A 17,405-nucleotide genomic window follows, 5' to 3' on the forward strand; every position below is an offset into this window, starting at 1 on the left:
CACCCGTTATGACCAGACCGCGGTCTCCTACCGGGCAACCATCACCCTGGCCGCACTACTCCTCTGGTCCTCTGGCTTTGAAAACGCCCCCTAGGCGGGCAGCGCCCACATCGGGTTGGTGTAGAACCACAGGTCCTCCCACGGGTCGGCGTCCCCGGCCACGTCCATCGCCGGACCGGCCGGATCCACCGCCGCACCACCCAGCCCGACCGCGACCCGCTTGCCGTCGGTGCCCCGCAGCCGCAGGTAGAACGGAGAGTCCAAGCGCCCCAAGGAATGCGTGAACCGCACCGTGCCCGCGGAGGCGGTGACCGTGAAGGAGCGCACCACCTTGGTCTTGGGCGCGCTGAAGGTGTCCCGGTCGGCGACCGGGCCGGTCACCGCCCCCTGGATGAGGTCCACCCTGGCCAGCTTCGGCACGAACTGCGCCCAGTTCGGCAACCGCGCCAGGTCCACGTCGATCACCAGCTCCAGCGCGGTGCCCCGCTTCGCCCGCAGCACCCCGCCCAGCGTGACGCTGTCCTGCGCCCACCGGTCCGCGGTGCGCAGCCGGATGTCCAGCCCGGCCACCAGCGCGCCGTGGTCCACCCAGACCCGCCCGGCCCGGATCCCGGCCATCACCGCGCGGTAGGAGTGACCGTCGGCGCCGACGTGCGTGCGGGTGTAGGCGCCGGGCCAGAAGTCGGCGTTGGTGAGGTCGGGCACGGGGCCGTGCACGGCATCGGCGAGCTTGCCATCGCGGTCGAAGTTGGAGCCGGGGCCGGTGACGGCGGTGTCGCCGTAGACGGCGTGGGAGTCGGAGTTCGCGGTGACCCACCACGGCCTGCCCTCGGCGAGCAGGCTGTCCCACAACCCGCCCACGGTGGCGGTCATCCAGTCGAAGCCGCCGAAGGTCCGGTAGCTCGCGGGCGGGTAGGCGGGGAAGGAGTCCGGGCCCGGCTCCATGAAGTAGTAGCCGCGGGAGAGCCCGGCCCCGTGCGGCTTGGCGATGCCCGCGGCCTGGTGTCCCGGCGCGGCCTCCATGCCCACCGCGATGTGCGGCTGGGCGTCCCGCCAGTTGCGGATCTCGTGCGGGGTGTCGATGCCTTGCCGGGCCGGGTGGTTGGCCAGGAACAGCACGTCCTCGATCCGCCTGCGCCGCAACGCCTCGGCCAGGAAGTCGATGCCCGCGATGGCCAGTGCCTCGTTCGCGGGAGTGTTGCTCAGGGCGTTGCGCACGATGCCGTCGAAGGAGCCCTCGAACTCCTTGAGCACCCGCACCTCCTCCCGTCCGGGGTGGACGAACACGGTGCCGTGCTCGGCGGCCGGGATGTTCCACTCCAGGCCCTGGAACACCAGCGCGTCCGGCACATCCCGGCGCGCGGCCACGATCTCCGGGTGCACCCGTTCCACCCCGATCCGGGCGTGGGTCGGCCCGCCGTGGTCGGTGATCACCATCCAGTCCAGCCCGTGCGCCGCGCCCTGCCGCACGTGGTCGATCACCCGGTAACGACCGTCCAAGCTGTACTGGGTGTGGATGTGGTGGTCCCCGGCAAGCCACCGGTAACCCCCGCGCGGCGGTGCCGCACTCGCGGTGGCGCCAAAAACCCCTGGCGCGACAGCGAGTCCGGCGCCCAGCAGCCCGGCCCGGCGCAGCATTGCCCGGCGGGACAAGCCATCCGGCGGCAACGCCTCGTCCGGCACCGCGCTGTCGAGTGCCTCGGGTAGGGGATGGTCATGGGCATGATGGTGGTGCTGATGATGATGGTCCACAGCCGGTGGATCGGGGCCGCTCGAAGCCGGCCTGGATAGCCCACCCCGGTGACTCCGCCGTCGCCCGTTCGTGCCGGGTGTCAGCCCAGGTCGCGCCGGGCACGGCGAGATAACTAGATAAATAGTTCAGCCGGTGGGACTGCGGAGAACTCCTGCTGGAGCTGTCAGCGGGGTCCGGGGCCCGCGGTGACCGGCATGCCGACCGACCGGTAGTCCGAGCTGACCTGGTTGTCGCTGTAGAACTTCACGCCGGTGGAGGCCGAGGTGGCCTCCGCGACCCGCGTCGAGGAGCCGACGAACCTGTTGCGGGTGATGAACACCTGGTCCGGCCCGTCCACCTTGATGGCCTGGTTCCAGCTGTCGCCGATCTCGTTGTCCGCGATGATCCAGTTCCGCATGCCGTCGGTGTTGCCGCCGGAGTTCCCGCCACGGCCGTAGTCCTCGGCCATCAGGAACTGGTGGATGCTGGGAATGCTGTTGTCGCGGTCCGGGTTCGGCGGGCCGATGGCCTTGTTGCCGCGGATCTGCACGTCGTCACTGGCGATGGGGTGCGAGCTGGACACCCAGGTCTGGATGAAGTCGGTGTGGCTGTCGCCAGGGTCGCCGGTGACGAAGTTGACCGCGGTGTTGTAGAGGATCTTGTGGCCGTCGCCGAAGAAGGTGATGGCGTTGAGGTCGCCGGGGCCCTTGACGCCCTTGATGTCGTTGTTCTGGATGGTGACGCCGGTGTTGTTGTCGGAGTAGATGCCGTACTGCTGCCTGGCATCTACCCGGCAGTTCTGCAGCACCACGTGGTCGGCCGTGATCAGCACGCCGCCGCGGATGGTGTTGCCCTGGCAGTCGTAGACCTTGGGCGCGGCCGCGGTGCCACCGGAGCTGATCTTGTACCGGGAACCCTGGGGTGGCACCAGGATCGCACCGGCCGGCGTGGCCACACCGCCGACGCCGAGGGTCTGCTTGGGCGGCGGCTGGGTACCGGTTGATCCGGACACGGTCGCCTCGGTGATGCTCGTCCACTTGGCCGAGTCGGCGGAGTTGTTGCCGTGCCCGATGATCCGCAGGTAGCGGGCAGGCCCGTCGGCGAGGTCGTAGGTCTCCAGGCCGAGTGTGCTGCCGCTGCTGGTCGCCCGGGACAGCACGGTCGACCACGCCGAGCCGTCCTGGGACAGCTGGACGTCGAAGCTCGCCCGTCGGCGGTCCCCGTCGTGCCAGGCCAGCGCCACCGACCCGACCGTGGCGACCGAACCGAGGTCGAAGCGGATCCAGACCCCGTCACCGGCGGCGGACCACCGGGTGGACAGGTCACCGTCGATCGCGTTGGCCGGCCCGTTGCCGTCGTGGGTGTCGGCGGTCGCGGCGAGGATCGGCAGCGTCGCCGCCGCGGGTGGGCCGTGCAGCGCCATCGAGCCGAGTGCCGCGCACACGCCCAGCGCGGCGGTCAGCATGCGTTTCACCGGAACACCTTCCTGTCCTTCGGGGAAGTGAGCACCTGGGGTAGTTGCTAGCGGATCAGGCCCGGGATCGGTCCCCTCAGGCCCGGTCAGTTCGTTCACCACCTGCTGATGACCCCGGCGTTCTCCAGCCGCTTTACCCGTTCGGTGGTGCGAGGCAGGCTGGTCGGCATAGTCTCGATCACATGTTGCTCGGCGTGAACGTCCCGAACTTCGGCCCCGGCACCGGCCCGGCGGTGTTGCGCGACTGGGTGCGGACGGTGGAGGGCCTGGGCTTCGACCTGCTCATGGTCTCCGACCACGTGTCGGTGACGCCCGATGTCGCCGAGCAGTACCCCGCGCCGTTCTACGAACCGTTCACCACGCTGTCCTGGCTCGCCGGGGTCACCGAGCGGGTCACCCTGGGCACCACCGTGCTGATCGCGCCGTACCGGCATCCGCTGCTGGTCGCGCGGATGGCGGCGAACCTGAGCGAGCTCAGCGGCGGCCGGCTCGTGCTCGGGGTTGGGGTCGGCTGGGCGCGGCAGGAGTTCGAGGCACTCGGAGTTCCGTTCCACCGCAGGGGAAAACTGACCGACGAGCTGATCACCACGGTACGCGCGGCCTGGCAGGACGAGGGATACCGCGCGGGGACCGTCCCGATCTGGGTGGGCGGGCAGAGCGACGGCGCACTGCGGCGCGCGATCCGGCTCGGCGACGCCTGGCACCCCCTGCGGCAGACACCCGACGGCTGGCGGGAGTCCCTGACTCGGCTGAACAACCTCGCCGCCGAGGAACAGCGCCCACTGCCCGGGTTGGCGCCACGCATCCTGCTCCGGCTGACCGACGAGCCCGTCCCGGACCGACGGCTGGGCGAGGGCACGATCGATCAGGTCGTCGAGGACCTGCGACGGCTTCGCGCCGACGGCGCACGCGCCGTGGTGCTGGACCCGTTCCTCGGCGACCCGGCGGAGACGCACCACCCGGAGGTCGCCTGGCACGCCCTGGCCACCGTACGGAAAGAGTTGCTGCGAAAGGACCTCCCATGAGCCAAGAACACCTGCTGCGGGCCATCGAGCTGGCCGCCGAGGCGCGGGCGAGCGGGAACCCGCCGTTCGGGTCGCTGCTCGTCGGCCCGAACGGCTCCGTGCTGGCCGAAGAGCGCAACTCCAGCCTCACCGACGGCGACATCACCGCACACCCCGAGCTGAAGCTGGCCCGCTGGGCGGCCCGCTCCCTGGACGCCACCACGGCGGCCGGCACCACGATGTACACCAGCTGCGAACCCTGCGGAATGTGCGCGGGGGCGCTGGCCAGGTCGGGCCTCGGGCACGTGGTGTTCGCACTGTCGACCAAACAGCTCAACGGGCTGAAGACCACCGGCGGGTTCCCCGAGGTGCCAACCGACGGCCCGCACCTCTACGACAAGGCAAAACTCCCGGTCGAGGGCTACTACCCGTAGGGGTGCTCGGTCACTTCGGCCGACGAACGCACCCCCACCGCCCGCGAACCGTTCCCGACCCGAGTGTTCAGGCCGCGTCCGTGCCGCGCGGGAAGTCCTTGCGCTTGATCTTGGCCCGGCGCCTGGAAGTCGAAGGGGATGCAGAGGTGTTCCGCCAACGCCAGGGGGTTGCCCTGGATGCGGGGGCCGAGTGCCTCGCACGGGTGCTCGCCGTTGGGCCACCCTGACACGTCGGTGTTCCCGGCCGCGGCGAGGATCCACTTGTCCTCGGCGGAACCCGCATCGGTGTCGACGTACCAGCCGTCCACGATGCCCTGCTGCTTCTGCGCCTTGTTCGGGTTGCGCCGCTTCTCCACCCGGACGAGCTGACCCGAGCGGACGGTCAGGCGAATGTTGGTGCCATCGAGCTTCTCCGTCCCCACACCGGCTCCGTCGAAGACCCACGCGCACTCGGCGCGAGGACGGTCGACCACGTGGAAGCGCTCATCGCGCTCGAAGAGCGTGGGGATCTTCGCCATGACCAGTTTCCCTCTCTCGACCTGCCCGAGCAGTTCCTCGTGCGTGATGCCTCTGTGCTCAGCGCTCGCGGTTGTGACAGCACCGGGCCGGAGCCGGGCGGCGCTGTCGGGGCTGCCCGCTAGTCTCTCCGGCGGGGCTTCACGAGGGGGGTTCATGACGCACGAGTGGCCGGAGTGGTTCCAGGCTTGGACGGACGCGGACCGGGTTCGGGCGGAGCTGGACGCGGGCGCTGACCCCAACGCGCGGCTCTGGGCGATCGGCAACGCGCCGCTGCACAGTGCGGCACAGGCCAACGCGGGCGGGGATGTGATCGACCTGCTGGTGTCGCGGGGCGCGGAAGTCGAGGCGCGCAACGCGGCCGGGGAGACCCCGCTGTGGCTCGCGGTGCGGTGCGGCGGGGGCCGGGCGGCCGCGGCGCTGCTGGCCCACGACGTGCGGCCGTGGGAGCCCGTGCTGGCGGGCCGGTCGGCGGGTGAGATGGCGTTGCGCGGCGACCTGGCCCCGTTGTTCGCCGAGCTGCCCGGTGCGCTGGTGCTGAGCGAGCAGGAACGCGCGCGCCAGGCGGAGGCGGACGCCCTCATCGAGGGGTACGAGGGGCTGGAACGCCTGCCGTACCTGGCGATCGCGTTCGTGGGCGGGGTGGACCTGGACACGGTCGTCCGGCGCATGGGGGCGGATCCGGCGGACTGTCCCGAGGTCGGCCTCCGCGCCTACGAGGAGGTCACCTGTGCGGCCCCGGAGAGCAGGGTGTGCTGGGCCGGGGCGCCGCCGGGGGGTGGCGTCGTGGTGGTGCAGCTCGCCGGGATCATCCCGATCGGCGAGGCGTTCAGCCGCGCGGTGAGCGCCGCCGGCGGCATCGTGGCGTCTCACTTCGACAATCCCGCTGGCGCGTGCAACATGGCTTGGTGGCGGGACGGGCAGCGGGTCCGGTTCCGCGGTGAGCCCTTCCTCGACCCCGGCGACGGGCCGGAGGAGGCGTGGTACTGCCGGTTCGGTGACGGGCTGACCGATCAGGGCCCCACTGCCCGGTGCCTGGCGTTGATGGGGATGCTCACCGGGGTGCGCACCGGCCGTGCATGGCTGGTCGACGCACCGAAACGACTCGTGCACACCGCCGGGGTCGACTTCTGGTAAGGGGTTGCGTCTCAAGTGGCTTGAGGCTCCACAGTGGACGCTGTGAACGACAACGAGCTGTACCCCATCGGGGACGCGGCGCGCCGCACCGGTCTGAGCGTGAGTGCCATCAGGTTCTACGCCGACGCCGGTGTCCTCGCGCCCACCCGGCAGACCGATACCGGACACCGGTTCTACGACATCGACGCCATCGCGCGGCTGGAGCTCGTCCGCACCCTGCGGGACCTGGGCGCGAGCCTGGACCACATCCGCGGACTGCTGGCCGAGGAGACCAGCCTGGCCGAGCTGGCCGCGACCCACCTTGACCTCCTCGAAGGTCAGCTGCGCGACCTGCACGCCCGGCGAGCCGTCCTGCGCACCATCGTCAACCAGCCCACCACGACCGAACGGGTAGCCCTGATGCACCGCCTGGTGTCCATGTCCGACGAGCACCGCAACCGGCTCCTGGACGAGTTCTGGCAGGAGGTCACCCACGGCCTCACCGTCGACCCCGCCTTCGTCGAGCACCTGTACCGCCTGCGGCCGCAGCTGCCGGAGGAACCAGCCACCGAACAGCTCCAAGCCTGGATCGAACTGGCCGACCTGGTGCGGGACAAGGCTTTCCGCGACTCCGTGCGCCAGTACTTCCACACCAGCTTTGCCTCGCCCAAGGCCGTCGAGCTGACCGCGCCGCCGAGGTTGGCGCGGCTGGAGAAGCACCTGCTGATAGAAGTGGAGGCGGGGGAGGCGGAGCGGTCCGGGCTGTCCCCGGAGTCCCCGCGGGCGCGGGAGATCGCCGAGCGGCTGCTCGCCTCGATCGCCGAGCTCACCGCCGACGCCACCGGTGCGCCACTCAACGAGCACGACCTCGCCGAGCTGCGGCACTCGATGACCAACCCCGATCCCACCAGCGCCGCGCACCGGCACGCCGCGCAGGCCGTCGCCGGGTTCACCGGCCTGCTCACCAGGTACCTGTCGTTGATGGCCACCATCAACGGGACGCCGCAACCGGATGCCGAGGACGCGGGAGTGAGCGAGGAGTGGCTCGCCGCGGCCCTCGCGGCACCCGGCCGCTGACCACGATCCGCTACCGCACGGGAACCGGAGCCTCCGGCCCCTGCGCGGAGCTGATCGGCTCCGGCACGCGCAGGTCCTCATGCGCGTAGAGCGCGCGCACGGCCGAAGGATCGTCGGTGGCGCACACCCTGGCCAGCTCGTCGAGCAGGATGTCGTAGTCTGGGCCGGTCGTGCCCGCGTAGGCCTCGGTCATGCGGCCCCACTCGTCCCAGGGCAGCATCTCGACCTTGTTCAGCGCGGCGAGGTCGCGCACGGCGTTGCCGCTGATCTCGGCAGGCCCCCAGTTCTCGGTGCCGTACACGCCGAACCGGGACGCGTCGATCTCGCCGCGCCGATGGGCCAGCCACGCCTCACCGCCGGTGAGGAAGTCCTCGGGGCGCAGGTCGTGCGGGTGGGGCAGCGCGTTCCCGCCGAGGTGCTCGGTGTCGACGCGGACCCAGCGGGTGTCGTCCCAGTACTCGGTGATCCAGTGGTCGACGGCCTTCCCCGGCTGGAAGTAGGTGGCGAAGCCACAGCGGGCGCGCGCGGCGATCCCGCGGTGGCGCAGCAGCGCACAGCCCAGCACCGCGAAGTGCCGGCAGCTGCCGACCACGCGTTTCCGGGGTTCGCGCGGGACGGTCAACGGCGCGGGATCGAGTGCGAGCAGCCGCTGGAGGAGTGAATTCACCGGCCGAATTTGGTTGTCCTCGAAGCGGTCGGCGGGTAGGTCCAACTCCGGTGTGTCCATAGGGTGAACTACCAGGGTGTGGACCGGTCGGCAGATGTCCACCGGAGCAATGGCCGCGGACTCCAATGCGTGCGGATCCAAGCCGTCCAGGCTGGTGAACGGGCCGGGGGACGCGTAGTCGATGCTTTCCGCCATGAGGTTGACGGTAGCGGCTATAGGGGTTAATTCGCCATATTCGGAGGCATCTGATCGGAAGTATTGCTATTTACTGTGCGAATGAATATCCACGCGGTGGTCCTGGGCGGCGGGCTGGCCGGGATGCTCGCCGCGTCCGCACTCACCGGCTTCGCCGACCAGGTCACCATCATCGAACGCGACCGGTTCCCGGACGGGCCCCTTGAGCGCAGAGGCATTCCCCAGGCAGGCCACACGCACGTGCTGATCGCCGGTGGCGCGCACGCGATCGACCAGCTGCTGCCCGGCACCATCGACACCCTCATCGCGCACGGCGCCCAGCGCATCGGCCTGCCGAGCAGGTTCCTGGCCCTGGCCTCCCGCGGCTGGCTGCGACGCTTCGACGAAGCCCAGTTCCTGATCAGCTGCTCCCGCGCCTTGCTCGACTGGGTGGTCCGCGACAAAGTACTGCGGGACAAGAAGATCGCGGTCCGCGAGGGCACCGAGGCGATCGGCCTCCTCGGCGACGCCCAGCGGATCACCGGTGCACGGCTACGCGACCGCGACACCGAGGCCATCGAGCACCTCGACGCCGACCTCGTCATCGACGCCACCGGAAACTCCTCCCGCGCCCCACGCTGGCTCGCCGACCTCGGTCTGCCCGCGGTCATCGAAGACGAAGTCGACCCGGATATCTTCTACGCCACCCGCTTCTACCGCGCCCCCGAATGCGCGAGGCTCGACTTCCCCGAGATCAACATCGCCTCCGACCCGGCAGTCAGCCCGGTGCTCCAAGCCGGTGTCCTGCTGCCCATCGAGGACCACCGGTGGATTGTCACGCTGGTCGGCCCTCGATCAGCCAAGCCGCCGGTGGACGACGAGGGTTTCGCCCGCTTCGCCAGGGACCTGCGCCATCCGGTCATCGCCGATCTCATCGCCCGTGCCGAACCGCTGACCGCGCCACGGCGGTACCGCATCCCCGGCAACCGCCGACGCCACTACGAACACATCAAGCCCTGGCCCGCCGGCTTCCTCGTACTCGGCGACGCCGCCTGCACCTTCAACCCGGTCTACGGTCACGGCATGGCCGTCGCCGCCCGCGGCGCCCTCGCACTCCACAACGGCCTGCGACACAACGGAATCCACCGCGCCGGCCCGATCATCCAACGCGCCGTCGCACGCCAAGCGGACCTCGCCTGGAGGATGGCCACCAGCCAAGATCTCCGCTACCCCGGCACAACCGGGCCCCGCCCCAGCCGCCTTTCCGGACTTCGCCAGGCATTCCTGGACCGCCTCTCCTGGGCGGCCACCGGACGTCCCGCGGTGGCCGCCGCACAGTTCGACGTCTACACCCTCTCCGCGTCCCCACTGCGGCTGCTGGCACCGCGGATCCTGCTCGGCGCTCTCCTCGGTCCGGGGCGTCCGGCCTTGACCGAACCACCGCTGACGCCCGAGGAGTGGCGGGCGACTTGTTGATCTGCTGACCATCATCGGTTGACCGCGATCACGACAACGACGTGTCATCGGTGGCGACTGCGGCGCGGAAGACGCGCAGCAGGCTGGTGTGGAGCGCTGCCGTCGCCTGCGCGGAGGACATCCGGCCGGCCTCGACCTCCTCGCTCGCGGTGTGGCCGAGCTGGATGGTGACCGCGACCAGCCAGTCGGCGGAGAGCTGGTCGTCGAACTCGCCAGTCTTCTGGCCGCGCCGGATGATGCGCCGCAGCCGGTCGGCGACCGGTGCGTGGCGTGCGTGATCAGCCGGCGGGCTCACCGGCAGCGCGCTGAGCTTCCGCAGCAGGACGGGGTATCGCCCGGAGGTCCGGCGGCCGGCCTCGAGCAGTCGGAGCAGCGCGTCCGCGGCCGGTCCGGTGTCCAGGTCGGCGGCGTCCATCGCGGCGACGGCCTCGTCGGTGAGGTGGTCGAGCACCGCGGCCAGCAGCTGCTCCCGCAAGGGGAAGTGGGCGTAGACCGTCTGCCGGGTCACGCCCGCGGTGGCCGCGATGGTTTCGACACTGGCGTCGGGGTCGGCGTTGAGCACCCGGATCGCCGAGCCCAGGATCGAGGCCCGGCTGCGTTCGGCGTCGGCACGGCGCTTCCGGCCCTGCGGCTGATTCATCTCTTACACCTTGTCAAACTTGCGTAGCGGTCGATATCTTACAGTCTGTCAAGGAACGCGGCCGACTGCGAGGCAGGAACACCATGAGCACCCTCAACGGCGTCGACCCGAAGCAGTTCATCACCGACTTCTTCACCTCCTTCACCGAGGACCTCCTGCGCGGCGAGGAGGATCCGGCGCTGATTGTCGACCGCTACCACACCCCGGACGTCGTGCAGGTCGCCGACGGGCACCGGATGGACCGGGACAAGCTGATCGCGCACACCCGTCCGGTGCGCAAGAACCGCCCCAGCAGCCGGATGGAGGTGCACGAGGCCCTGGCGACCGGAGACCGGCTCGCCGCCCGCTACACCCTGCACGTGCGCAACCGCGGCAGGGACCTCGCGGTCGAGGTCTGCTTCTTCGGGCGGTTCAACGCCGAGGGCCGGATGCGCCAGGCACACATGCTGACCCGCACCGTTGCGGTCGACGCCGTCGCCTCGACATGATCGAGAGCACCTACACCGTCAGCGGCATGGCCTGCGGGCACTGCGCGGGCTTCGTCACCGAGGAGATCGAACGCATCGCCGGTGTTACCGCCGTCGCGGTCCACGTCGAGACCGGCCAGGTCACGGTGACCAGCGACCGGGCCCTGGACCTCGCGGAGGTGCGCGCCGCGGTCGACGAGGCCGGCTACGAGCTCGGGACCGCGCGCCGCTAATCGAGAAACTGACCGGCGCCCGCCCGCCGGTTTGCGCCAACCGTTTGGCTGAATCCCGGCCAACGTCGGTACCGCCGGGCTTTCCGGCAATCCCGCGATCGGCGGGTTCGAGGACATCCAGCGCGACGATCGTCGCCTGAGACCGGGCCTGAGCAGCGGTTCCCTCTCGGTGGCCGGTCGCCGGATTCGTCGAAAAGAACAGGCCGAACGGGGGGTATGCAGAACTATGCATATGTGACGGAATAAGCGGGCATGGAAATTCGAAAAAGGTCCTTCTTGGGCCTCTTTCCGGCATTGCCGCACTTACCCTGCAAGTGAGGACATCGCTATGATCAGTAAGCTCATCTTTCGGTACGGGTTGATAGCCGCGGCTGTCTCGGCCATGGCGTTCCTGGGCCCGGCCACCCAGGCGGGTGTCGTGTTCGAGAGCCAGGCGACCTCGGCTGCCCTGCCGATGGCCAACCCGCAGGCGGACGCCTCCCTGGGCCACCCGACCTCGGTCATCGACGTCCAGCCCGGCCAGCGCGACACCGCCGCCGAGCCGGCCGCGGGCATCCTGGCCTGGCCCGCGCCGACCCGGCGCAGCTTCCACCTCACCAGCTCCTGCCAGCCCTACGCCGCGACGATCAGGCGGGGCGCGGCGGCGTGGAGCGGGCTGACCGAGGGCGCGGGCACGCCGGTGGAGTGCACCAACAGCTACATCACCAACTGTGGTGGCGGTACCAGGGTTGTCGGCTGCAACTGGGGCCGGGGACAGCGGATCGCGCTGTTCATGCGCGGAGTTGGGGACGGCGCCCTGCTCGCCGCGCACGAGTTCGGACACAACTGGTACGGGCACTCGTCCTACCGGTGCGCGGGCTGGGGTAGCCCGCAGGAGGTCATGGCACCGTCGATCTGCAACTAGCGTACGAGAGGACCGCATCGGTGTGGCGCGAACCGCCACACCGATGCGGATCTTCACCACCGCACGAGCACCTTCTCCACCCCGCCGGTGAGGTCGCCGGTCACCAGGGGCATGTCGTCCAGGCCGGTGGCCAGGCTCAGGGCCGGGAAGCGGCGGAACAGGGCGGGGAAGACGATCCGGAGCTGGATGCGGGCGAGGTTGAGGCCCAGGCACACGTGCCTGCCGCCGCCGAAAGCCAAGTGCGGGTTGGGTTTGCGGTCGGGGCGGAACTCCTCGGGGTCGGCGAAGACCGTCTCGTCCCGGTTGGCGGAGTCGTTGGAGACCAGCACCAGGTCGCCGCGGCTGATGGTGATGCCACCGATTTCCACGTCCTCGCGGGCGTAGCGGACCAGGCCGAGCCCGTGCGGCGCGGACAGGCGCAGGATCTCCTCCACCGTGGACTGGACCTGGCCGTCGGGGTCGGCGGCGAAGGCTGCCCGCCGGGACGGCTCGGACAGCAGGTACAGCACGCCGAAGTCGATGCGGGTCGCGGTGGTCTCGTGGCCGGCGAACAGCAGCGCGATGACCAGCTGCGCCACCACCTCGTCGGTGATGGTGGCATCGCCCGCCTGCGCGGCGACCAGGTCGGAGATGACGTCGGGACCCGGGTTCGCGCGCTTGGCGGCGGCCAGGCGGAGGGTGTACTCGACGAACTCGCCGAACGCGGCCTGGCTGGCCGCCCCGTCGTCGATGAGGCCGAGGTTCCTGGACAGGCGGCTGAAGTGGTCCTGGTCCGCGGCAGGCACACCGAGCAGCTCGCTGATCGCCAGTGCCGGCAACGGAAACGACACCAGCTCGCGCAGGTCGGCAGGCGAGCCAGCGGCCGCCAGGTCGTCAAGGCACTGGTCGGTCAGCTCGTGGATCCGGTCGGTCAGCCTGCGCATCCGGGGCGCGGCGAACGCGGGGGTCAGCACCGTGCGCAGCCGGGCGTGCTCGGCCTGCTCGGTCTCGTAGTCGCCGCTGGCGCCGCCACCCATCGCCGACTGCGACAACCGGGCCGCCTGCGCCGGATCGGGGTGCGAGCGACCGAACCGCGGGTCGGTGAAGGCCTGCTTCACCGCCTCGTAGCCGAGCACGAGCCAGGCCGGATCACCGGCTGGGGTGGTCACCCGCACCAGCGGCGCCGAGCGGCGCAGCGCCTGGTATTCGGGCGCCAGCGACAGCGGGTTGGGCCGGTCGAGCGGTAGTTGGAGCTCGGACATGCGCTTCCTCCCCAGGTCGTGGGCATGCCAGAGCCATAGTGGCCAAATCTGGAGAATTCACAAGCTTTCGGAGTTCGCGGGATTCTGTTAACGGGCAGCGCTGCCCGGCGCGGTGCGCAGGCGATCCGTCGTGCCCCGGTACACCACCGCGAGGTTGCCCGCGCTGTCCCGCCCGACCTCGGCGTCAACCTCGAACACCTCGGCAAGGCGTTGCGCCGTCAGCACTTCCGACGGCGACCCGGCCGCGACCAGCCTGCCGTGGTGCAGCAGCACGAGCTGGTCGCAGAAGCGGGCGGCCAGGGACAGGTCGTGCAGGGCGGTCAGCACGGTCTGCTCGGTGGTGGCGAGCAAGTCCAGCAGGTCCAGCTGGTGCCGGATGTCGAGGTGGTTGGTCGGTTCGTCGAGCAGGATCGCCCACGGTTGCTGGGCCAGGGCGCGGGCGATGTGGGCGCGCTGGCGTTCGCCGCCGGAGAGGGTTTTCCAGTGCCGGTCCCGGAAGTCGGTGAGGTCCAGCCGGTCCAGCGCGGCCTCGACGATCGCGTGGTCGGTCGCGCCGGCCGCCCGCCAGCCGGGGCGGAACGGGGTGCGGCCCAGGGCGACCACGTCGGCCACGCGCAGGTCGCTCTCGGTTTCGGTGGCCTGTTCGACGAAGGCGATGTGCTGGGCGATCTTCCGCACGCTCCAGCCGGCGATGTCCTGCTCGTCGTAGCGCACCGTGCCCCCGGTGGGCGCGCGGAGACCGGCCAGGCAGCGCAGCAGCGAGGACTTGCCGGAGCCGTTGGGGCCGATCAGGCCCACCGTCTGTCCTGAGTGGACGGTGAAGGTGATGTCGTCGACGATGGTGCGGCCGGGCACCGACCAGGTGACCGCCTCGGCGCTGATCCTCACAGCTCACCCCGCCTGCGCAGCACCAGCAGGAACAGCGGCACGCCGACCAGCGCGGTGAACACCCCGACCGGCACCTCGCGCGGGGCGAAGGCGACCCTGGCCAGCGCGTCGGTCCAGACCAGGAACACCGCACCGGCCATCGCGGTGAACGGCAGCAGCACCCGGTGCAGCGGGCCGACCAGGAAGCGCACGCCGTGCGGCACGATCAGGCCCACGAAGCCGATCGCACCGACCGAGGCCACCGCCACCGAGGTGAGCAGCGCGGTGGCGATCAGCAGCACCAGCCGGGTGGTGCGCACGTCCACGCCCACCGAGGCGGCGGTGTCCGAGCCGAAGGCGAAGCCGTCCAGAGCGCCCGCGCACAACCAGATCACCAGCAGGCCCACCGCACCCGCGATCGCGCACACCAGCACCGCGTCCCAGCGGGCCGAGGCCATCGAGCCCAGCAGCCAGTAGGTGATCGCCCTGGTGGTGTCCGGATCCGCGGAGGCCATCAGGACCAACGAGGTCAGCGCGGCGAAGAGCTGACCGACGATCACGCCGGTGAGCACGATCCGCGCGGTGTGCATCCCGCTGCGCCGCAACAACAGCATCATCAGCCCGAAGGACAGCAGCGCGCCGGCCAGCGCGCCGCCGGTCACCCCGAGCGCGCCCGCGCCGGCCCCGATGACGACCACCACCACCGCGCCGGCCGAGGCGCCGTTGGACACGCCCAGCAGGTACGGATCGGCCAGCGCGTTGCGGGTCACGCCCTGCAGCGCGGCCCCGCAGACCGCCAGCAGGGCCCCGACCAGCGCGGCCAGCAGCACCCTGGGGATGCGCAGCTCCCAGATCACCGAGTCCAGCAGCCGGGGGAGCGGGGTCACCGGCAGGCCGAGCCGGACGCCGAGGGCGCGGCCGATCTCGGCGAAGCCCACGCCGCTGACCCCGATCCGGACCGCGAGCCCCATCGAGACCACCAGGACCGCCAGGCCGACCAGGAACACCGCGGCGGTGGACCAGCCGGCGCGCCCGCGCGGCCGGGTCGCCTGCGGCGGTTCGGTGTGGGAGCGGGCGCTGGGATGTAACAGGTCAGCCGAGGACACCGAGCGCCTTCATTCCCTCGGTCACCAGGCGCAGGGTGTTGGCGCTGCGCACGGTGGGGTCCAGCTCGATGCCGGGCACCTGGATGATCCGGTTCTGCTTCACCGCGCTCAGCTGGGAGACCACCGGGTGCTCGCGCATCATCTTGATCTTCTCCGCGGCGCTGTCGCCGGGGGAGCCGCGGTCGGCGAGGTCGCCGACCACGATCACGGTGGGGTCGCGCCGGGCGATCTCCTCCCACGGCACCTCCGGCCACGCCTGGTCGATGTCGTCAAAAGCGTTGGGAGCGCTCAAGATGCGGCTCATGTCACTGGGCATCCCGTTGCGGCCCGCGACATACGGCAGGCCCTTGAACACCGAGTACAGGTAGACCACGGTCGGTTTGACGGCACGTCCGGCGCCAGCGGCCTCGGCCTGCTTGACCACCTCGCGCTGCTGGGCGATCAGGGCAGTGGCGCGGTCGGGCACGCCGAAGACCTTGCCGTAGTTCTCGTAGTCGCGGAACAGCCGCTCGAACGGGGTGACCCCAGGCAGGTCCTTCGGGCAGTCGACCGCGCTGACGTAGGAGGGCAGGCCCAGCGCCCGCAGTTCCTCGCGGGTGCCCACCTTGTCCTTGGTGAAGTTGGCCGCGAAGGAGCTCACCGCCAGGTCCGGGTTGGCCGCGCGGAGCTGTTCGCCGGTGAGCGCCTTGGGGTTGAGCACCGGGATCTTGTCGTAGGCCGCCTGGTACTCGGGCAGGACCTTGGTCACCCGGTAGGCGGTGCCCGCCATCCGCTCGCCAAGCCCCAGCGCCAGCAGCGTCTCGGTGGAGGACTGCTCCAGCGTCACCACACGCTCCGGCGGTTTGGCCAAGCGGAGCTCCTGGCCGCAGCTGGACACGGTGACGGCGCCCTGGCCGGGCGCGGCGCTGTCGGCGGGCGTCGCGCACGCGGTCACCAAGACCACCGCGGCGAGTGCGCAGCCCATCCGGGCGTGGTGCGGCAAGCGGGCCTCCTGTTGGGTGTGCTGCGAGCTGCTTGCAACCGCAAGGGAGTTGCGATAGACACCCTAGGGCACCGACAACGGTTTTCAATAGTCTGAGGAGCGGCACCCTGTCCACCGCTACCGTCCTCCGGGACCGGACCTTCCTACGGCTCTGGACGGGAACCACCGCCTCCGGCCTGGCCACCTGGGCGCTGCCCTTCATCCTCGGCCTGGCCGTGCTCGACCGGAGCTTGAGCGCGGTCTCCCTCGGCATCGTGCTGGCCGCGCGGACCGTCGGCTTCCTGATCGCGGTGCCGCTGGGCGGGGTGCTCGCCGACCGGCACTCCCGGCGCGGTGTGGTGCTGTGGTCGGGCCTGCTCGCCGCCGCGGCCACCCCGGTGATCGCCTGGGGCCTTGGCGAGTCGCTCACGCTGACCGCGATCGCCGCCGCCCTGGTCGGCGCGGGCCAGGGCGCTTGCCGCCCAGCGTTCCAGGCCCTGACCGCGGAGGTGGTGGACCCCGGCCGCCGCCAGCAGGCCAACGCGGCGATGACCCTGGCCGTGCGGGTGAGCACCCTGCTCGGGCCGGGCCTGACCGCGTTGCTGGCCACCGTGCTGGACATCCCCGCCCTGCTGTGGGGCACCGCCGCGCTGTGGCTGCTCGCCGCCCTGCTCCCGCCGCCCGGCACCGCGGATCATGCGCCGACCGAGCGCGCGTCCCTGGCCGCCGAGTTCGCCGAAGGCCTGCGGGAGGCGCGCAGGCATCCCTGGTTCGTGGCCGGACTGGGCGCGCTCACCGCCGTGATCGCCACCGGCTACTCCGCCACCGGCGTGGCGCTGCCCCTGGTCAGCCGGGACCGGTACGGCTCGGAGGTGGTGCTGGCCGCCGCGCTCACCGCCTACACCGCGGGCGCGCTGGTCGGCGCGCTGATCATCGCGCGCTGGCGGCCGCGGTCGCCGGGCTGGGCCGCGCTGGCCGGGCTGGGTTGTTACGGCCTGGCCCCGCTGAGCCTGATCGCCGACGTGCACCCCGCGGTGGTCATCGCCGCCTACGTGGTCACCGGGATCGGCATCGAGCTGTTCAACGTGCCCTGGTTCACCGCCACCCAGCGCGAGGTCGACCCGCGCCTGCTCGCCCGGGTGTCCTCTGTGGACTTCCTGTTCTCCTATGGCCTGGCCCCGGTCGGCCTGGCCCTGATCGCACCAGCCATCAACGCCTTCGGCCTGACCGCCGTGCTCGCCGGCTGCGCCGTCGTCTGCTTCGCCGCACCGGGCCTGGCGGCCCTGGTGCCCAGCTCCAGGAGGTTCGCCCGATGA

Annotated in this window: 18 protein-coding genes; 9 read left to right on the plus strand and 9 right to left on the minus strand. The window is 71.0% G+C overall.

Translation table 11 applies throughout. From position 1 onward, the window contains the following. Nucleotides 1–90 precede the first annotated feature (90 nt). Entirely contained in the window at nucleotides 91–1,683 is a 1,593-nt protein-coding gene (locus tag ACWDY5_RS25765) for a PHP domain-containing protein (protein ID WP_449724734.1), read from the minus strand. A 233-nt stretch (nucleotides 1,684–1,916) separates the two neighbouring features. Continuing rightward, nucleotides 1,917–3,197: a discoidin domain-containing protein gene (locus ACWDY5_RS25770; protein ID WP_449724828.1), complete on the minus strand. Its 1,281-nt coding sequence runs from the start codon at nucleotides 3,195–3,197 to the stop codon at nucleotides 1,917–1,919. Between the two features lie 191 nt (nucleotides 3,198–3,388). Here ACWDY5_RS25770 and ACWDY5_RS25775 point away from each other — a divergent pair, with 191 nt between their 5' ends. Continuing rightward, the gene (locus tag ACWDY5_RS25775) at nucleotides 3,389–4,231 is read left to right on the plus strand and encodes an LLM class flavin-dependent oxidoreductase (protein WP_449724735.1); all 843 of its coding nucleotides are present in this window, start codon (nucleotides 3,389–3,391) and stop codon (nucleotides 4,229–4,231) included. Continuing rightward, the gene (locus tag ACWDY5_RS25780; protein ID WP_449724736.1) at nucleotides 4,228–4,644 is read left to right on the plus strand and encodes a nucleoside deaminase; all 417 of its coding nucleotides are present in this window, start codon (nucleotides 4,228–4,230) and stop codon (nucleotides 4,642–4,644) included. Before ACWDY5_RS25775 ends, ACWDY5_RS25780 begins: the two co-directional genes overlap by 4 nt. On the opposite strand, the gene ACWDY5_RS25785 is transcribed toward ACWDY5_RS25780, so the two are convergent. Continuing rightward, a complete protein-coding gene (locus ACWDY5_RS25785) occupies nucleotides 4,635–5,162 on the minus strand; it encodes a hypothetical protein (protein WP_449724737.1) in 528 nt (175 codons plus the stop codon). The two genes, ACWDY5_RS25780 and ACWDY5_RS25785, sit on opposite strands and share 10 nt — an antisense overlap. Nucleotides 5,163–5,316: 154 nt before the next feature. Between ACWDY5_RS25785 and ACWDY5_RS25790 the strand changes: the two genes are divergently transcribed. Beyond that, the gene (locus tag ACWDY5_RS25790) at nucleotides 5,317–6,297 is read left to right on the plus strand and encodes a DUF6461 domain-containing protein (RefSeq protein ID WP_449724738.1); all 981 of its coding nucleotides are present in this window, start codon (nucleotides 5,317–5,319) and stop codon (nucleotides 6,295–6,297) included. A gap of 42 nt (nucleotides 6,298–6,339) precedes the next feature. Next, nucleotides 6,340–7,353 carry a helix-turn-helix domain-containing protein gene (locus ACWDY5_RS25795; protein ID WP_449724739.1) on the plus strand — a complete coding sequence of 338 codons (1,014 nt, stop codon included), beginning with the start codon at nucleotides 6,340–6,342 and terminating at the stop codon, nucleotides 7,351–7,353. Between the two features lie 10 nt (nucleotides 7,354–7,363). On the opposite strand, the gene ACWDY5_RS25800 is transcribed toward ACWDY5_RS25795, so the two are convergent. Further along, nucleotides 7,364–8,215 carry a transglutaminase domain-containing protein gene (locus ACWDY5_RS25800; protein WP_449724740.1) on the minus strand — a complete coding sequence of 284 codons (852 nt, stop codon included), beginning with the start codon at nucleotides 8,213–8,215 and terminating at the stop codon, nucleotides 7,364–7,366. Nucleotides 8,216–8,296: 81 nt separating this feature from the next. Here ACWDY5_RS25800 and ACWDY5_RS25805 point away from each other — a divergent pair, with 81 nt between their 5' ends. Further along, nucleotides 8,297–9,670 carry an FAD-dependent oxidoreductase gene (locus tag ACWDY5_RS25805; RefSeq protein ID WP_449724741.1) on the plus strand — a complete coding sequence of 458 codons (1,374 nt, stop codon included), beginning with the start codon at nucleotides 8,297–8,299 and terminating at the stop codon, nucleotides 9,668–9,670. A gap of 28 nt (nucleotides 9,671–9,698) precedes the next feature. Here ACWDY5_RS25805 and ACWDY5_RS25810 read toward each other — a convergent pair whose 3' ends face one another. Then, nucleotides 9,699–10,310 carry a TetR/AcrR family transcriptional regulator gene (locus tag ACWDY5_RS25810; protein WP_449724742.1) on the minus strand — a complete coding sequence of 204 codons (612 nt, stop codon included), beginning with the start codon at nucleotides 10,308–10,310 and terminating at the stop codon, nucleotides 9,699–9,701. A gap of 83 nt (nucleotides 10,311–10,393) precedes the next feature. On the opposite strand from ACWDY5_RS25810, the gene ACWDY5_RS25815 reads away from it, so the two are divergent. The 3 genes from ACWDY5_RS25815 (at nucleotide 10,394) to ACWDY5_RS25825 (ending at nucleotide 11,914) form a co-directional block, all read left to right on the plus strand. Continuing rightward, nucleotides 10,394–10,798 carry a nuclear transport factor 2 family protein gene (locus tag ACWDY5_RS25815; protein ID WP_449724743.1) on the plus strand — a complete coding sequence of 135 codons (405 nt, stop codon included), beginning with the start codon at nucleotides 10,394–10,396 and terminating at the stop codon, nucleotides 10,796–10,798. Further along, a complete protein-coding gene (locus tag ACWDY5_RS25820; RefSeq protein WP_449724744.1) occupies nucleotides 10,795–11,010 on the plus strand; it encodes a heavy-metal-associated domain-containing protein in 216 nt (71 codons plus the stop codon). Before ACWDY5_RS25815 ends, ACWDY5_RS25820 begins: the two co-directional genes overlap by 4 nt. A 328-nt stretch (nucleotides 11,011–11,338) precedes the next feature. Further along, a complete protein-coding gene (locus tag ACWDY5_RS25825) occupies nucleotides 11,339–11,914 on the plus strand; it encodes a hypothetical protein (protein ID WP_449724745.1) in 576 nt (191 codons plus the stop codon). Nucleotides 11,915–11,967: 53 nt separating this feature from the next. Here ACWDY5_RS25825 and ACWDY5_RS25830 read toward each other — a convergent pair whose 3' ends face one another. From ACWDY5_RS25830 to ACWDY5_RS25845, 4 genes are all read right to left on the minus strand, one after another. Then, a complete protein-coding gene (locus ACWDY5_RS25830; protein WP_449724746.1) occupies nucleotides 11,968–13,155 on the minus strand; it encodes a cytochrome P450 in 1,188 nt (395 codons plus the stop codon). Between the two features lie 87 nt (nucleotides 13,156–13,242). After that, nucleotides 13,243–14,043 (minus strand): ABC transporter ATP-binding protein, encoded by an 801-nt coding sequence (locus ACWDY5_RS25835; RefSeq protein ID WP_449724747.1) that lies wholly within the window; start codon nucleotides 14,041–14,043, stop codon nucleotides 13,243–13,245. Beyond that, nucleotides 14,040–15,128 (minus strand): FecCD family ABC transporter permease, encoded by a 1,089-nt coding sequence (locus ACWDY5_RS25840; protein WP_449724748.1) that lies wholly within the window; start codon nucleotides 15,126–15,128, stop codon nucleotides 14,040–14,042. Before ACWDY5_RS25840 ends, ACWDY5_RS25835 begins: the two co-directional genes overlap by 4 nt. Next, the gene (locus ACWDY5_RS25845; protein WP_449724749.1) at nucleotides 15,115–16,110 is read right to left on the minus strand and encodes an ABC transporter substrate-binding protein; all 996 of its coding nucleotides are present in this window, start codon (nucleotides 16,108–16,110) and stop codon (nucleotides 15,115–15,117) included. The genes ACWDY5_RS25840 and ACWDY5_RS25845 overlap by 14 nt, the downstream gene beginning before the upstream one ends. Before the next feature lie 107 nt (nucleotides 16,111–16,217). Between ACWDY5_RS25845 and ACWDY5_RS25850 the strand changes: the two genes are divergently transcribed. Then, nucleotides 16,218–17,405: an MFS transporter gene (locus ACWDY5_RS25850; protein ID WP_449724829.1), complete on the plus strand. Its 1,188-nt coding sequence runs from the start codon at nucleotides 16,218–16,220 to the stop codon at nucleotides 17,403–17,405.

This window comes from Crossiella sp. NPDC003009 (genome assembly GCF_053591555.1).

Bases quoted from the DNA above. Each gene is read 5' to 3' on its own strand.
- ACWDY5_RS25805 (WP_449724741.1), top strand. From the start codon at position 8,297: ATGAATATCCACGCGGTGGTCCTGGGCGGCGGGCTGGCCGGGATGCTC.
- ACWDY5_RS25775 (WP_449724735.1), top strand. From the start codon at position 3,389: ATGTTGCTCGGCGTGAACGTCCCGAACTTCGGCCCCGGCACCGGCCCG.
- ACWDY5_RS25820 (WP_449724744.1), top strand. From the start codon at position 10,795: ATGATCGAGAGCACCTACACCGTCAGCGGCATGGCCTGCGGGCACTGC.
- ACWDY5_RS25815 (WP_449724743.1), top strand. From the start codon at position 10,394: ATGAGCACCCTCAACGGCGTCGACCCGAAGCAGTTCATCACCGACTTC.
- ACWDY5_RS25830 (WP_449724746.1), bottom strand. From the start codon at position 13,155: ATGTCCGAGCTCCAACTACCGCTCGACCGGCCCAACCCGCTGTCGCTG.
- ACWDY5_RS25770 (WP_449724828.1), bottom strand. From the start codon at position 3,197: ATGCTGACCGCCGCGCTGGGCGTGTGCGCGGCACTCGGCTCGATGGCG.
- ACWDY5_RS25785 (WP_449724737.1), bottom strand. From the start codon at position 5,162: ATGGCGAAGATCCCCACGCTCTTCGAGCGCGATGAGCGCTTCCACGTG.
- ACWDY5_RS25810 (WP_449724742.1), bottom strand. From the start codon at position 10,310: ATGAATCAGCCGCAGGGCCGGAAGCGCCGTGCCGACGCCGAACGCAGC.
- ACWDY5_RS25825 (WP_449724745.1), top strand. From the start codon at position 11,339: ATGATCAGTAAGCTCATCTTTCGGTACGGGTTGATAGCCGCGGCTGTC.
- ACWDY5_RS25780 (WP_449724736.1), top strand. From the start codon at position 4,228: ATGAGCCAAGAACACCTGCTGCGGGCCATCGAGCTGGCCGCCGAGGCG.
- ACWDY5_RS25790 (WP_449724738.1), top strand. From the start codon at position 5,317: ATGACGCACGAGTGGCCGGAGTGGTTCCAGGCTTGGACGGACGCGGAC.
- ACWDY5_RS25800 (WP_449724740.1), bottom strand. From the start codon at position 8,215: ATGGCGGAAAGCATCGACTACGCGTCCCCCGGCCCGTTCACCAGCCTG.